Origin of the sequence: Pseudomonas sp. W15Feb9B, assembly GCF_000828175.1 — a bacterium.
GTDB classification, from domain to species: Bacteria; Pseudomonadota; Gammaproteobacteria; order Pseudomonadales; family Pseudomonadaceae; genus Aquipseudomonas; species Aquipseudomonas parakoreensis.
Genome location: NZ_JTKF01000012.1, coordinates 110879 through 126305, shown reverse-complemented (window position 1 = coordinate 126305; position 15427 = coordinate 110879). Strand labels below are relative to the sequence as shown.

Genomic DNA, 15427 nt, shown 5'->3' with positions numbered 1-15427 from the left:
TAAGACAGTTGCTCCCACAGTTTTTGCTGACGCAAAAAATCCCGGCTCTACATTACTGCAAGCCGGGATTTTTTCATTCTAGTGGCGGCTTACTCGGTCGCGAGTACACCACGGCGCACCTGGTCACGCTCGATCGATTCGAACAGCGCCTTGAAGTTGCCCTCGCCGAAACCATCGTCGCCCTTGCGCTGGATGAATTCGAAGAACACCGGCCCCATCAGGGTTTCCGAGAAGATCTGCAGCAGCAGACGCTTGTCATCCGGGTTCGACGAGCCGTCGAGCAGGATGCCACGCGATTGCAGTTGATCCACCGGCTCGCCGTGGTTCGGCAGACGGCCTTCGAGCATTTCGTAATAGGTGTCCGGCGGCGCGGTCATGAAGCGCATGCCGATCTTCTTCAACTGATCCCAGGTCTTGACCAGATCGTCGGTGAGGAACGCCACGTGCTGGATGCCCTCGCCGTTGAACTGCATCAGGAACTCTTCGATCTGCCCGGCGCCCTTGGACGACTCTTCGTTCAGCGGGATGCGGATCATGCCGTCCGGTGCGGTCATCGCTTTCGAAGTCAGGCCGGTGTATTCGCCTTTGATGTCGAAGTAGCGGATCTCACGGAAGTTGAACAGCTTCTCGTAGAAGTTGGCCCAGTAGGCCATGCGGCCGCGGTACACGTTGTGGGTCAGGTGATCGATGATCTTCAGGCCGGCACCGACCGGGTTGCGGTCAACGCCTTCGATGAACACGAAATCGATGTCATAGATCGAGCTGCCTTCGCCGAAACGGTCGATCAGGTACAGCGGCGCGCCGCCAATGCCTTTGATCGCCGGCAGGTTCAGCTCCATCGGCCCGGTTTCGATATGAATCGGCTGAGCACCCAATTCCAGGGCGCGGTTGTAGGCTTTCTGCGAATCCTTGACCCGGAACGCCATGCCGCACACCGACGGACCATGCTCGGCAGCGAAGTACGACGCTACGCTGTGTGGTTCATTGTTGAGGATCAGGTTGATCGCGCCCTGGCGATACAGGTGCACATTCTTGGAACGGTGGGTCGCGACTTTGGTGAAGCCCATGATCTCGAAGATCGGCTCCAGGGTGCCAGGAGTCGGCGATGCGAACTCGATGAACTCAAAGCCCATCAGGCCCATTGGGTTTTCGTATAAATCTGCCATGGTGACGCCTCATCATTCTTATCAATTAACCAGAGTTAGTTGTCAGTAATGCTGAGACCGGCGGGTGGTGCGCAGGAGATGCCTCGCACACTGCGGGCGAGGAAGTCACCGTAGATCAGTTGAAACCCGAATATCTTCATTGTCGACCCAAGGCTCTTGCGGGCGAGGCTTCTGCTGCCAGAAGACGTTTATTATTGTATGCGTAACCGGATTCTACACAGCGTAAATAGGGTTGTCTGCCCTCTCTATAAAATCCGCCTTTTTCGCATCGGTGCAAGGGGTTTGTTGCACAGGTAAATTCCCGCCAGCACCAGCGCGCCGCCAAAGCACAGAGTCAAGGTCAGTTGCTCGCCAAGCAACAGCGCGCCGAGCAGCACTGCGGTCAGTGGATTGAGGGCAATGAACACGCCGGAACGGGTCGCACCGATTTTGCGGATGCCGTCGTAGTAGCCGATGTAAGCCAATGCCGAGCCGAACACACCGAGGTAGATCAGGCTCAGCCATTGCGGCGTGTCGAGGTTGAGCAAGGCTGCCGCGCTGACCTCGCCACGCAGCATTGCCAGCGCCCACAGCATCACGCAGCCGATCAATACCGAAAACGTCACCGTCTGCAGCGGGCCGAGTGCCTGATTCAACTCGCGGGAAAACAGCGAGTAAATACCCCAGCCCGCTACGCAACCGAGAATCAACAAATCGCCGATCCAGGCATTCGGTGTCACGGCGAGCAATTGCGGGTTGCGGCTGACGATCACCAGACTCGCGCCGCCAATGCACAGGGCGATGCCGGCGACTTTCACCCGGCCCAGGCGCTCCTTGAACAACAGCCAGGAAGCCAGGCCGATCACGGCCGGATTCAACGCGACGATCAACGAAGCGCGCGAGGCATTGATGTACTGCAGGCCATAAAAGAAACAGAGGTTGTAGAAAAAGATCCCGAAGAACCCCAGCAGCGTCAATTGCAACCATTGCCGAGGCGTCGGTCGTGCCAGCGGGATACGCGCAATCCATACAAACCCAAGCAACGCCACGCTGGCGAGCAGGAAGCGCAGGCTGGCGGCGAACAGCGGGCTGAGGCTGCCCGCCAGAAAACGCCCGGCGACAAAGGTCCCGCCCCAAATCATGGTCACGGCTGCCAGCGTCAGATAAACCGACCGATCAGAAACGTTATTGCGAGTTTGCTCCACGTTGCGCATGACGCTCCAAACCAGAGAAGCCAAAGGATGGCGTATCATTTACTTCATTCCCTCTCATCGTAAAATGAGCAAACACTCATGACCCTCACGCAACTGGAGATCTTCTCACTGGTCGCCGAACTGCGCGGCTTCACCCTCGCCGCCCATCGTCTGGGGATTTCGCAGTCAGCGGTATCCCACGCCATGAAATCCCTGGAGCAGGAGTTGGGCGTCGAGTTGTTGCGCCGACACCCGTCGCAGGTGGAGCTCACCGATATCGGCGAGCAGTTGCTCCAGCGCGCACGCGCCATGCTCGGCCTGGCCAACACTCTGCGCCAGGAGGCGGCCGATGCGCGGGGTATGAAAAGCGGTACGCTGCGCATTGGCTCGTTCGGCCCGACGGCGTCGATCAAGTTGCTGCCGAGAATTCTGCAGCGCTATCGCCAAGTCCATCCCGGCATAGAAGTGCACATCGATGAGGGGCCGGACCGGCAGGTACTGCAGTGGCTGGAAGAGCGGCGAATCGACGTCGGTTTCGTGGTGTTGCCCGAGGAGCGCTTCGACACTTTTGCGCTTGTCGAAGACCAGATGGTTGCCCTGCTCCCGCTCGGTCATCCACTGGCCGCAAGCGCGGCGCTGAGCCTTCAGGATTTATGTGCCGACCCGTTTGTGCTGACCGAGGCCGGTTCAGCGGAACTGGTTTCACGCCTGTTCACTGCCGCGCGCCTGCAACCGAACATTCGCTACCGCTGCTCGCAATTGCTCAGCACCCTTGACGTCGTCAGCCGGGGCGATGCAGTCACGGTCGTCGCCGAAGGCTCATTGCCAGACGATCCAGCGCCGCGCTACGTGAAGAAGCCGCTGTCGCCGGCGGTGCAACGTCTGATCGGCCTCGCTGTTCTCGATCAGCGTCAGGCTTCGCCCGCCACGCGGGCATTTATCGAACTCGCCAAGCAGATCAATCAGCCGTGAGCGGCACAAGCGCCAGCAGCCATCTATCATCCCTTCTGACTCCGCTGTTCTTCACCGATGCGCCGTTGCCAGGCCTGCATTCGAGCGTTCCACCTCATCGCAACAGGATGCGCCTATGCCCTTGACCGTCAGACCCCGCCGCAAACGTAGCGTGCGCATTTTGGTGACCCTGCTTTGCGGTGTATTGCCCGTCCTGCTGGGCGGCGGGATTCTGTATATGCAAGCCGAACGGGCCTTGCAGCAGAGCACGCAAAACACCGCCGATGAGGCGTTGCGCCAATTCGAGCTGATGCTCGACAACACTGCCCAGGCTGCCATCGAGTTATTGCCCCTGGCTGGCCAGCCCTGCGAAAGCGTAAAACTGGCTTTGCGCGAACAGGTGACCCGCCGGCCTTTCGTGCGCTCGACCAACCTGGTGTGGGACAACAACCTCTATTGCAGCTCGTTGTTCGGTGATTTCAAGGAAGCCGTGAATCCGGGCGACTATGCGCAAGGCAAACTGTGGTTGATGAATGGCAACCCCGTCACGCCCGACACCGCGCTGCTGGTGTATCGGCTCAGCGAAGGTCGCGGTGGCGCGCTGACTACGCTCGATGGCTATCACTTGAGCAACATCCTGCGCCTGATCGGTCGGCAGACGCAGTTGGTACTGCAGGTCGGCGACAACTGGCTGTCGGCCGATGGCAAAGTGCATCAGGGCGCCCTCCCGCCGCTGCCGATTGCGCAAAGTACGTTGGTGTCTTCACGTTACGCCTTCAGTGTCAGCGCAGGGTTCGCGCAAGGGCAAACGTGGCGCTACATGGCCGCCGAATACCCACCGCTGTTCAGCCTGCTGATCTTTTTCGGGGTGATCTCGGGCGCAATCGCTCACGTCCTGCAACGACGCGCCACCTCGCCCAGCCATGAAATGCTCCGCGCTCTGGAGGCCGGCGAGTTCGTCCCTTACTTTCAGCCGGTGGTGCATGGTGACAGCAGGAAATGGTCCGGCACCGAAGTGCTGATGCGCTGGAAACACCCCAAGGAAGGTCTGGTGCGCCCGGACCTGTTCATCCCGTTCGCTGAACATTCGGGGCTGATCGTGCCCATGACCCGCTCGCTGATGCAACAGACTGCCGCCCTGCTTGGCCCGCTTTCTGTGGACTTCGACCAACCGTTCCATATCGGCATCAACATCACCGCCAGTCACTGCCAGGACCTGGAGCTAGTGGAGGACTGTCGCGAATTTCTCGCCGGGTTTGCCCCCGGCAGTATCAACCTGGTGCTGGAGCTGACCGAGCGCCAACTGATCGAGCCGACCGATGTCACGCACCAGTTGTTCGAGCAGTTGCACACGCTCGGCGTGATGATCGCCATCGACGACTTCGGCACTGGGCATTCAAGCCTGGGCTACCTGCGAAAATTCAATGTCGACTTTCTCAAGATCGACCAGAGTTTTGTCGCGATGATCGGCATTGATGCGCTGTCGCGGCATATTCTGGACACGATTATCGAACTCTCGGCCAAGCTTGATCTGGGTATTGTTGCCGAAGGTGTAGAAACTCCGGCACAGGCTGACTACCTGACCGCACACCACGTCAACTTCCTGCAAGGCTATCTGTTCGGAAAACCCATGCCCGGCGCCGACTTCATCGCTGCATTAAGTGATCGTTAACTAAAAATAAATTAAGCCCGACGCTTCGACCCGACGCACCAAATTGATACAAAACACCACTGTTGTTACATGACGACAAGATCAGGATTTACTCTTGGCGCATTAACTACTACAATTTTTTCAGCCTGTGCAAGATTGACAGGTGAGCCATTATCACCGAGTCGCTTCAAGGCTCTTGGCTTATAGCTTTGTTTGCGGTTGGTATCAGCCAAACACACTATTGGAGTAAAGATATTGTCCAGACTCGCTGAATTTCGTGCAGCTGAAAAGGCCCTTCAGGAACAGCTCAAGCAGCTGGAATCGCTGAAGAACGATGCCGGGCTCAAGAAAGAAATCGAATTCGAAGAAAAGCTCCAGGGGCTGATGAAAACCTACGGCAAAGGCCTGAAAGACATCATCGCCATTCTCGATCCGAACCCGTCCAAGTCCGGCTTGCAAGTGTCCGCCGCACCAAAAACCCGCCGCGCTCGCGTGGTCAAGGTTTATCAGAACCCGCACACCGGTGAACTGATCGAAACCAAGGGCGGCAACCACCGTGGCTTGAAAGCCTGGAAGGAACAATACGGTGCAGCCACCGTTGATTCCTGGTTGCGCGGTTAATCTTGCGCCAACAAACAAGCCCTGCTGTATGCAGGGCTTTTTTTTCGACAATATCTAACAAAAGCAACGATTTCCCCCGCGCTAGTTATCAATCCGCTTTAACACCCACAAGACGTGAGGCTGAAAAACTCATGCCGGGATGTTGCGACGGTCACCGCTGCTAAACTTTGTGCTTAATGCCTTCGAGGTATCTAACCTGGCCGAGGTGAAACAGAGGCTTAAAGTTTCAAGCTGTTTCTCACGGCGACTATTTCGTCAGCGCTGGCCTTATAAATCTCAGCCTTACCCGCGTAAGAAAGTACATAAGCCTTATCCGCCCCGACCGCCGCAACCAATGTTTGCGACAACACATGTCGGCCATTTTCAGTGATCGTACAGGTGGTTTCCAGTGCGTCCAGAGCGCCGAGTTTCGCCGGGTGCACCTTATTGCACACACTCTGATAACCACCCTGGAAAAAGTCTTTCTGAATCGACTTGCGCATCTCCAGCAGCACGCCCGGCACATTGACCTGATGACCAGCTTCAACCTGAGTCATGGTCAACTCCATCACCATGACCTGATTGCCATCGGCGTCGTTTTTCACCGCACGCTGGCGCGACACCTGCGGCGGTGTGTCGGGCAATGTCTGGATTTCCCACCCCGCAGGCCAGGTGATACTCGGCTGATCGGCCCATGCCGGAGCGGCCAGCAGCGACGAGAAAAGGCAAACGAATAGCACGTTGAACGGTCGGATCATTACCAGAGGCACTCGCAGATTGAGCAGCAAAGTCTGAGGCCCGGTCGCCCCCAGAGCAAGCCGCGCATTCGGTTTGGCGATGCCGCCCCGCATGCGTATCATTGCGCCCATTTACTCGCCCCATTGTTACGGAGGGCCTATGAGCCTGCACGAACTGAACACTTTCCCCGGCGTCACTGCCACGCCAGACAGCGCAACCCGCAACTTCGTCTTCAACCACACCATGCTGCGTGTGAAGGACATCACCAAGTCCCTGGACTTCTACACCCGCGTTCTGGGCTTCTCGCTGGTTGAAAAGCGTGACTTCCCGGAGGCCGAATTCAGCCTGTACTTCCTCGCCCTCGTCGACAAGGCGCAGATCCCGGCCGACGCCGCGGCCCGCACCGAGTGGATGAAGTCGATTCCCGGCATCCTCGAACTGACTCACAACCACGGCACCGAAAACGACGCCGATTTCGCTTATCACAACGGCAACACCGACCCGCGCGGTTTCGGTCACATTTGCATTTCGGTGCCGGACATCGTTGCGGCTTGCGCGCGCTTTGAAGAGCTGGGCTGTGACTTCCAGAAGCGCCTGACCGATGGCCGCATGAAAAGCCTGGCGTTCATCAAGGACCCGGATGGCTACTGGGTTGAAATCATTCAGCCTGCGCCGCTGTAAAAAGATCGCAGGCCTCGCCAGCTCCTACACATCCTCTGTAGGAGCTACCGCAGCCTGCGATCTTTTGCTTCACCCATAAAAAAACCCATGATCGCTCATGGGTTTTTGCGTTTCAGCGACTGATGCTTACGCCGGCGCAGAAGTGCGGATCAAGTGATCGAACGCGCTGAGGGAAGCCTTGGCGCCCTCGCCCACTGCAATCACGATCTGCTTGTACGGCACGGTGGTCACGTCACCCGCCGCGAAGATCCCCGGGATCGACGTCTCGCCACGGTTGTCGACGATGATCTCGCCACGTGGTGACAGCTCGATGGTGCCTTTGAGCCAGTCAGTATTCGGCAGCAGACCAATCTGTACGAAGATCCCTTCCAGCTCGACGTTGCGCAGTTCGTCAGTCTTGCGATCCTTGTAACGCAGGCCGTTGACCTTCTCGCCATTGCCGGTGACTTCAGTGGTTTGCGCACTGGTGATCACGGTGACATTTGGCAGGCTGTGCAGTTTGCGTTGCAGCACCGCGTCGGCACGCAGTTGCACGTCGAACTCCAGTAGCGTCACGTGGGAAACGATACCGGCCAGGTCGATGGCCGCTTCGACGCCGGAGTTACCGCCGCCGATCACCGCCACACGCTTGCCTTTGAACAGCGGACCGTCGCAGTGCGGGCAGTACGCCACGCCCTTGTTGCGGTATTCCTGCTCACCCGGCACGTTCATTTCACGCCAGCGTGCGCCGGTCGCCAGGATCACGCTCTTGGCTTTCAGGGTCGCACCGCTGGCGAAATGGACTTCGTGCAACTCGCCGTTCTTGCCGGGAATCAGCTTGTCGGCGCGCTGCAAGTTCATGATGTCGACGTCGTACTGCTTGACGTGTTCTTCCAGCGCCGTCGCCAGTTTCGGACCTTCGGTTTCCTGCACGGAAATGAAGTTCTCGATGGCCATGGTGTCCAGCACCTGACCGCCGAAGCGCTCAGCCGCAACCCCGGTGCGAATGCCTTTACGGGCGGCATAGATAGCAGCCGAAGCACCGGCCGGGCCACCGCCAACTACGAGGACATCAAAGGCTTGTTTGGCGCTGATCTTCTCGGCCTGACGCTCGATGGCGCCGGTGTCGAGTTTGGCGAGGATTTCTTCCAGGCCCATGCGGCCCTGACCGAAGTTTTCACCGTTAAGATAGATGCTCGGCACGGCCATGATCTTGCGATCGTTGACTTCGTCCTGGAACAACGCGCCGTCGATGGCGACGTGACGGATGTTCGGGTTCAGCACGGCCATCAGGTTCAACGCCTGGACCACGTCCGGGCAGTTCTGGCACGACAGCGAGAAGTAGGTTTCGAAACTGAACTCACCCTTGAGCGAGCGGATCTGTTCGATCACTTCAGCACTGGCTTTCGATGGGTGGCCGCCGACTTGCAACAGGGCCAGCACCAGCGAGGTGAATTCATGGCCCATCGGGATGCCGGCGAAACGCAGGCTGATGTCGGCACCCGGGCGATTGATCGAGAACGACGGCTTGCGGGCATCGGTGCCGCTGTCGATCAGGGTAATTTGGCTCGAAAGACTGGCAACGTCTTTGAGCAGGTCAAGCATTTCCCGGGATTTCGCACCGTCGTCGAGGGAAGCAACGATCTCGATCGGCTGGGTGACCCGTTCCAGGTACGATTTCAACTGGGCTTTAAGATTGGCGTCCAACATACGGGCGATCTCCTGTGTCTTTATTCAAGGCGAAAAAAAGCCCGAGCGAATCTCGCCCGGGCTTTTTCAATGGGCGGTGCAGCTTACTGAGGTAGGTGCGGAGTACCGCCCTGTGTTGCGTGTCTCACAGACTCAGATCTTGCCGACCAAGTCCAGGGACGGAGCCAGAGTGGCCTCGCCTTCTTTCCACTTGGCTGGGCAAACTTCGCCTGGGTGAGCAGCAACGTACTGAGCAGCCTTGATCTTGCGCAGCAGCTCGGAAGCGTCACGGCCAACGCCGCCATCGTTCAGTTCAACGATTTTGATCTGGCCTTCAGGGTTGATCACGAAGGTGCCACGGTCAGCCAGACCAGCTTCTTCGATCAGCACGTCGAAGTTGCGGGAGATGACGTGGGTCGGGTCGCCGATCATGGTGTATTCGATTTTGCCGATGGCTGGCGAAGTGTTGTGCCAGGCAGCGTGGGCAAAGTGGGTGTCGGTCGAAACGCTGTAGATTTCCACGCCCAGTTTCTGGAACGCAGCGTAGTTGTCGGCCAGGTCTTCCAGCTCGGTTGGGCAAACAAAGGTGAAGTCGGCTGGGTAGAAGAACACTACGGACCATTTGCCTTTCAGGTCAGCGTCCGAGACTTGTACGAAGTCGCCGTTTTTGAATGCGGTAGCTTTGAACGGTTTTACTTGGCTGTTGATGATAGGCATTGATGACTCTCCGTCAGGGTTGTGAATTCGATGGGTGAATCCTACCCACTCACTCGACGGATGGCTCATTGGCAAACCTGATGCTGCTGATTTGTTTTCGCTATTAGCGGACTGTATTAATAGAAGAAAACCATATCTACGACGAAGCCGGCTTATCCGTAATCCGGGCCATCCCGTGAAAGGGGCTCGCTTCAACATAGCGCATGGCTGACTTCATATCCTTCCAGCCGACATAGCTCATCAAGGATTTCAAATCCCAGCCACTTTGATGCGCCCAGGTGGCAAAGCCGCGACGCAGGGAATGGCTGGTGTAGCGCTCGGCCGGGATGCCGGCGCGCTCCAGCGCCTGACGCAGTAATGGAATGACACTGTTGGCGTGCAAGCCTTCCTCGCTCAGATGTCCCCAGCGGTCGATGCCGCGAAACACCGGACCGCGTACCAGCGCCGCCTCGGTGATCCAGTCGATATAAGCCTGCACCGGGCACAGCTTGAGCAGCGCCGGCGCCTGATACGTCTGCCCGAGGTTCTCGCGGTCGCCCTTGCTGCGCGGCAGATACAAGGTGATGCCGCTACCGGCGTGCGCCTGCACATGCTCGATTTGCAAACGGCACAGCTCATCGCTGCGAAAGCCGCGCCAGAAACCCAGCAGGATCAGCGCCCGGTCGCGACAGGCCTTGAGCAACTGCGGGCGATCTTGCTGCTGCCGCGCACTGCGGACTTCCTGTTCAAGCCAGTCGACCACTTGCTGCAGATCGTGCAATTGCAGCGGCTCGGCCTGTTTTTCCTGCGCCGGATGCAGTGCGCGAATGCCTTTGAAGACCTTGCGCACCACTGGCGCCTTGGTTGGGTCGGCAAAACCCTGACTGTTGTGCCACTGCGCCAGCGCCGACAAACGCAGCTTCAGCGTATTGATCGACAGCACGCCGGCATGCTCGACCAGATACCGCGCAACGCTATCGGCCGTCGCCGGCAGGAATCCACCCCATTTGACTTCAAAGTGTTCAATCGCCGAACGATAGCTACGGCGGGTGTTGTCACGGGTGGCAGCTTGCAGATAGCGATCAATCTCGCTCATGGACAGTGTTCTCGCTGGCGTACTGATTCAGGGCGCAAAAAAGCAATTTAATCACCTGACATTGGGTAATACCAGTATATCCCGCCTGTTATTAATCAAACATTTAACTTTATTTTTAGCATGGTACACTGCGTACTTTGGTGGCATGTACCACAGTACGAAACGGTAGGAGTTCACATGGCCCGAGGCGGCGTAAATAAGGCAGTGGTGCAGATCGCGCGCGCAGCGATTCTGGCCCGAGGCGAACACCCCAGCATCGATGCTGTACGCATCGAGCTGGGCAACACCGGCTCGAAAACCACGATCCATCGCTATCTGAAAGAGCTCGATGACGGCAGCCAACCGGTCGAAGCGTCCGCAGAACCGATCAACGATGAGCTGACGGCGCTGGTCTCACGCCTCGCCCAGCGCCTGAAAGAACAAGCACAAGAGCCCATTGAACAAGCGCGCGAGCAGTTCGAAGAGCAGCGTGAAACCCTGGAAGCGGAACTCAAGCAAGTACGCCAGGCACTCGAACAACTGGAGCAACAGCACGACATTCAGGGCGCGGCGCTGGCCAAGGAATCCGAGGCGCTGAAAGAAACCCGCTCGATGCTGCAGACCGAGCAAACCCGCAACGCCGGACTCAATCAGGCACTGGCCGACTTCGAATTGCGCCTGCAGGACAAGGACGAGCAGATCCGCTCGCTGGAAGAAAAACATCTGCACGCCCGCGATGCTCTCGAACATTATCGCAATGCCACAAAAGAACAGCGCGAGCAGGAACAGGCACGTCACGAAGGCCAGCTTCAGCAATTGCAGATGGAGTTACGCCAGGCGCAACAAAGTGCGCTGGTGCGTCAGGACGAGATCACCCAGCTGCATCGCGACAACGAACGTCTGCTCACGGAAAACCGTGGTACCCAGCGCGAACTGAGCCTGATGCAGGACCAGCTCAAGCACAGCAACCAGCGTCAGGATCAGTTGCTGGAGCAAGCCACTCGCGTCGACAACGAACGCACCCTCCTCCAGGAACGCTTGCGCGTGGCCCTGCTGGAGAGTCAGACGCTGAAACAGGATGCCGACGAACAGCGGCAGCTCAATCAGTCACTGGAGAAGGAATTGACCAAGACTCAAGCGAGTCTGGAAGACAGCTTGCGTCTGGCGGCTACCGTTGCGGCAGCGCCAGACACAGCCAAGGCGAAAGACGCTTAAGCGCCGACCGGCGTACGCATAGTGACGAACTCTTCGGCGGCCGTCGGGTGCACCCCGATTGTGTCGTCGAAGTCACGCTTGGTCGCGCCAGCCTTCAGAGCAATCGCCAGACCTTGCACGATCTCACCCGCGTCCGGGCCGACCATGTGGCAGCCGAGTACTTTGTCGGTCTTGCCGTCGACCACCAGTTTCATCAGGGTTTTCTCCTGACATTCAGTCAGCGTCAGCTTCATCGGACGGAAGCGGCTCTCGTAAATCACCACCTCGTGGCCCGCTTCCCGCGCTTCCTCTTCGGTCAGGCCGACAGTGCCGATGTTCGGCAGACTGAACACCGCCGTCGGGATCATCTTGTAATCCACTGGACGATATTGCTCCGGCTTGAACAAGCGCCGCGCCACCGCCATGCCTTCGGCCAGTGCAACCGGCGTCAGTTGCACGCGACCGATGACATCACCCAACGCCAGAATCGATGGCTCACTGGTCTGATACTGCTCGTCGACCTTGATAAAACCCTTGTCGGTGAGCTGCACATCAGTGTTTTCCAGGCCCAGGTTGTCCAGCATCGGACGGCGGCCCGTGGCGTAGAACACGCAGTCGGCCTCCAGTACGCGGCCATCCTTGAGGGTCGCCTTGAGGCTGCCGTCAGGCTGTTTGTCGATGCGCGCGATGTCGGAATTGAATTGCAGATCCATACCGCGCTTGGTCAGCTCTTCCTGCAAATGCTTGCGCACCGAGCCATCGAAACCGCGCAGGAACAGATCGCCGCGATACACCAGCGTGGTGTTGGCGCCCAGGCCATGGAAAATCCCGGCAAACTCGACCGCGATGTAACCACCACCGACCACCAATACACGTTTCGGCAGTTCTTTGAGGAAGAACGCCTGATTGGAACTGATCGCGTGTTCGTGCCCCGGAATCTCCGGAATCTGCGGCCAGCCACCCGTAGCGATCAGGATGTTCTTCGCGGTAAAGCGCTCACCGTTGACCTCGACCTCATGCGGGCCGACGATCTTCGCGTGGGCTTCGTGCAGGGTGACGCCGCTGTTGACCAGCAAGTTGCGATAAATGCCGTTGAGGCGATTGATCTCGCGGTCTTTGTTGGCGATCAGGGTCGTCCAGTCGAAATTGGCTTCACCCAGGCTCCAGCCGAAACCGGACGACTGCTCGAAGTCTTCGGCGAAATGCGCGCCGTACACCAGCAGTTTCTTCGGCACGCAGCCGACGTTGACGCAGGTACCGCCCAGATAACGGCTCTCAGCCACCGCCACTTTCGCGCCGAAACCGGCCGCGAAGCGCGCCGCACGTACACCGCCGGAACCGGCACCAATCACATAAAGGTCAAAATCGTAGGCCATTGCTATCTCCTCGGCAGGCCAACAGCATACCCGCCGCCGTCCATTGGGCAAGCGCCGTGCGCAGCTTTTCGCCCGTCTCGGCGAAGTCGGGAAATATGTCCAAATAATAATATTTCTTGTTTGATACTAAATCGTCGGGCTGCACCTCGTCTTTGAACCAACGGATTTTTTCCCTCGAAGACAAGGAGTCGGCTGCGATGTTCGCGCCCATTACCCGTTCCATGACCCTGACTGTCGGCTTGTTCAGCATGGCGTTGAGTCCCGATCTGCTGGCTGAAACCGACCCTGAAACAGCGCCACAATCCGCCGCCCAGGCGCTGGAACTGGACGCCACCAGCGTCAGCGCTGAAGGCCTCGGCCTCAATACCGAAAACACCCATTCCTACACCACCGGCGCGATGAGCACCGCAACGCGGCTGAACCTGTCGATCAAAGAAACCCCGCAATCGGTGTCCGTGGTCACGCGCCAGCAGATGGATGATTTCAAGCTCGGTACATTGTCCGAAGCCATGCGTCAGACCACCGGTATCGTCGTGCAACACAACGACTCGGACCGAGTCAGCTATTCGGCGCGGGGTTACCCGATCAACAATTTCCAGATCGACGGAATGCTCAACACCTTCGGGCGCATGAAGTCGGATTCGGACACCATCATCTACGACCGCATCGAAGTGGTCCGCGGCGCGACCGGTCTCACCACCGGCGCCGGTGATCCCTCCGCCACCATCAACATGGTGCGCAAACGCCCGACTGCCCAGTGGCAGGCATTGGCCGGGGTCAGCGGTGGCAGCTATGACAACTATTACAGCTATGTCGATGTTGGTGGGCCGCTGGCTTTCGATGGCCGGCTGCGCGGGCGCACGGTGCTGGCTTATCGTGACAGCCAGTCGTTCCGTGACAAATACGCGCTGCAACGCGAAGTCGGCTACGGCATTCTCGAGGCTGATCTGACCGACTCCACGGTGCTTGCCGTCGGTTACGACTATCAGGACAAGCAGGTACAAGGCACCTCCTGGGGTACCGTGCCGTACTGGAACGCCGACGGCAGCAAGGCGGGTCTTGGCCGGTCGACCAACATGGCGACCTCCTGGAGTTCCTGGCCGCTGAAGGACAAGACCGCATTCGTCACCCTGGACCAGCAGTTGGGTGATGGCTGGAAGCTGAAGGCCGCCTACACCCACCGCGAAAGTGATACCGACGGCAAGGTCTATTACGGCGGCAGCGGATTCCCCGAGGCCGACCGCAGCGGCATGACGGCCTACATGGGGCACATGCTCGGCACGCAGAAAATGAGCGTGTACGACTTCAACCTGGCGGGGCCGTACCAGTTGTTCGGCCGCGAACACGAGATGATGTTCGGCTACGGCGAGGCGGAAAACCGCTCGACTTCGCCTTACGCCTTCAACAGCCCCCAAGCCGCCGACTACGGCAAGATCCGCGACTGGAAATACATGGGTGACATCGGCAAATTCGCCGACACCGTTACCGGCCTGCCGGGCGCGCGAGGCATCACTCGGCAAAAGGCCGGTTACCTCGCGACCCGCCTGAGCCTGACCGATGAGCTGCATGCCGTCATCGGCAGCCGCTATGGCAGCTGGGACGAATCCAGCACCGATTACTACTATGACGCGCAGCAAAAACTGAGCAGCACCGATGCCACCCATCAGCGTCAGAACGATATCTGGACGCCCTACGCCGGCCTGCTTTATGACCTGACGCCGGAGTACACGGCTTACGTGAGCTACACCGACATTTTCAAACCGCAGAGTAAACGCGACAGCAACCGCAATTACCTCGACCCCGTGGTTGGCAGCAACTACGAAGTCGGGCTCAAGGGCAGCCTGCTCGACGAACGCCTGAACCTGGCGACAGCAGTGTTCTGGAGCAAACAGGACAACGTCGCCGAGCGCGACAACTCGGTGCCACCAGACCCGGTGAGCGGCGAGGAGTTTTTCAAGTCCGGCGGCAAGGGCAACAAGGTCAATGGCTTCGAGGCCGAAGTGTCCGGCGAAATCCTCAATGGCTGGAACATGACCGCCGGGTACACCTACACCCATTCCGTCGACGGTGAAAAACAGCGCAGCAACACCGCTCAACCGCTGAACATGCTGCGGCTGTCCACGGCCTATCGCTTGCCGGGCAACTGGCACGCACTGACTGTCGGTGGCGCGGTGAACTGGCAGAGCGAGGTCTATGGCGCGGCCAACCGCCCGATCGGGCGCGGCGCCAACGGCCGAATCATCACCGAACCGGCGCGTATCACTCAACAGGCCTACAGCGTGGTCAAGCTGATGTCGCGTTATGAATTCGACAAGCACCTGTCGGCATCGCTGAACGTCGACAACCTGTTCGACAAGAAGTATTACGACAACGTCGGCTTCTACAACGGCGTGTACTGGGGCGACCCGCGCACGGTGACGCTGAGCCTGGACTGGAAGCTCTGACCCATCCAATCAAAC

General features: G+C 58.6%; 14 protein-coding genes. 6 read left to right on the top strand and 8 right to left on the bottom strand.

Annotated features, from left to right (window positions below):
• Positions 1–89 precede the first annotated feature (89 nt).
• Complete coding sequence (gene hppD, locus OC71_RS08575; protein WP_041067161.1) at positions 90–1166, bottom strand: 4-hydroxyphenylpyruvate dioxygenase; 1077 nt, start codon at positions 1164–1166, stop codon at positions 90–92.
• Between the two features lie 245 nt (positions 1167–1411).
• Positions 1412–2359 (bottom strand): DMT family transporter, encoded by a 948-nt coding sequence (locus OC71_RS08570; RefSeq protein WP_041067158.1) that lies wholly within the window; start codon positions 2357–2359, stop codon positions 1412–1414.
• Positions 2360–2437: 78 nt separating this feature from the next.
• On the opposite strand from OC71_RS08570, the gene OC71_RS08565 reads away from it, so the two are divergent.
• From OC71_RS08565 to OC71_RS08555, 3 genes are all read left to right on the top strand, one after another.
• Complete coding sequence (locus OC71_RS08565) at positions 2438–3310, top strand: LysR family transcriptional regulator (RefSeq protein WP_041067155.1); 873 nt, start codon at positions 2438–2440, stop codon at positions 3308–3310.
• A 115-nt stretch (positions 3311–3425) separates the two neighbouring features.
• A complete protein-coding gene (locus OC71_RS08560; protein ID WP_041067152.1) occupies positions 3426–4961 on the top strand; it encodes an EAL domain-containing protein in 1536 nt (511 codons plus the stop codon).
• 234 nt (positions 4962–5195) lie between these two features.
• Positions 5196–5561, top strand: a complete 366-nt coding sequence (locus OC71_RS08555; protein WP_003224630.1) for a histone-like nucleoid-structuring protein, MvaT/MvaU family — start codon at positions 5196–5198, stop codon at positions 5559–5561.
• Between the two features lie 218 nt (positions 5562–5779).
• Here the strand turns inward: OC71_RS08555 and OC71_RS08550 are convergent, their stop codons facing one another.
• Complete coding sequence (locus OC71_RS08550; protein WP_041067179.1) at positions 5780–6298, bottom strand: DUF4946 domain-containing protein; 519 nt, start codon at positions 6296–6298, stop codon at positions 5780–5782.
• 139 nt (positions 6299–6437) lie between these two features.
• Between OC71_RS08550 and gloA the strand changes: the two genes are divergently transcribed.
• Positions 6438–6959 carry a lactoylglutathione lyase gene (gloA, locus tag OC71_RS08545; RefSeq protein WP_007963339.1) on the top strand — a complete coding sequence of 174 codons (522 nt, stop codon included), beginning with the start codon at positions 6438–6440 and terminating at the stop codon, positions 6957–6959.
• A 126-nt stretch (positions 6960–7085) separates the two neighbouring features.
• On the opposite strand, the gene ahpF is transcribed toward gloA, so the two are convergent.
• From ahpF to OC71_RS08530, 3 genes are all read right to left on the bottom strand, one after another.
• Complete coding sequence (ahpF, locus tag OC71_RS08540; protein ID WP_041067149.1) at positions 7086–8648, bottom strand: alkyl hydroperoxide reductase subunit F; 1563 nt, start codon at positions 8646–8648, stop codon at positions 7086–7088.
• Between the two features lie 132 nt (positions 8649–8780).
• A complete protein-coding gene (ahpC, locus tag OC71_RS08535; protein WP_003224621.1) occupies positions 8781–9344 on the bottom strand; it encodes an alkyl hydroperoxide reductase subunit C in 564 nt (187 codons plus the stop codon).
• Between the two features lie 136 nt (positions 9345–9480).
• Positions 9481–10419, bottom strand: coding sequence for a site-specific integrase (locus OC71_RS08530; RefSeq protein ID WP_041067146.1), 939 nt, complete (start codon positions 10417–10419; stop codon positions 9481–9483).
• Between the two features lie 177 nt (positions 10420–10596).
• Between OC71_RS08530 and OC71_RS08525 the strand changes: the two genes are divergently transcribed.
• Positions 10597–11613: a DNA-binding protein gene (locus OC71_RS08525; RefSeq protein ID WP_041067144.1), complete on the top strand. Its 1017-nt coding sequence runs from the start codon at positions 10597–10599 to the stop codon at positions 11611–11613.
• Here the strand turns inward: OC71_RS08525 and gorA are convergent.
• Both gorA and OC71_RS08515 read right to left on the bottom strand, forming a co-directional pair.
• A complete protein-coding gene (gene gorA, locus OC71_RS08520) occupies positions 11610–12968 on the bottom strand; it encodes a glutathione-disulfide reductase (RefSeq protein WP_041067141.1) in 1359 nt (452 codons plus the stop codon). The genes OC71_RS08525 and gorA overlap by 4 nt on opposite strands.
• Complete coding sequence (locus OC71_RS08515; protein WP_041067138.1) at positions 12952–13179, bottom strand: hypothetical protein; 228 nt, start codon at positions 13177–13179, stop codon at positions 12952–12954. Before OC71_RS08515 ends, gorA begins: the two co-directional genes overlap by 17 nt.
• On the opposite strand from OC71_RS08515, the gene OC71_RS08510 reads away from it, so the two are divergent.
• Positions 13166–15412: a TonB-dependent siderophore receptor gene (locus OC71_RS08510; RefSeq protein ID WP_041067135.1), complete on the top strand. Its 2247-nt coding sequence runs from the start codon at positions 13166–13168 to the stop codon at positions 15410–15412. The two genes, OC71_RS08515 and OC71_RS08510, sit on opposite strands and share 14 nt — an antisense overlap.
• Positions 15413–15427 lie beyond the last annotated feature (15 nt).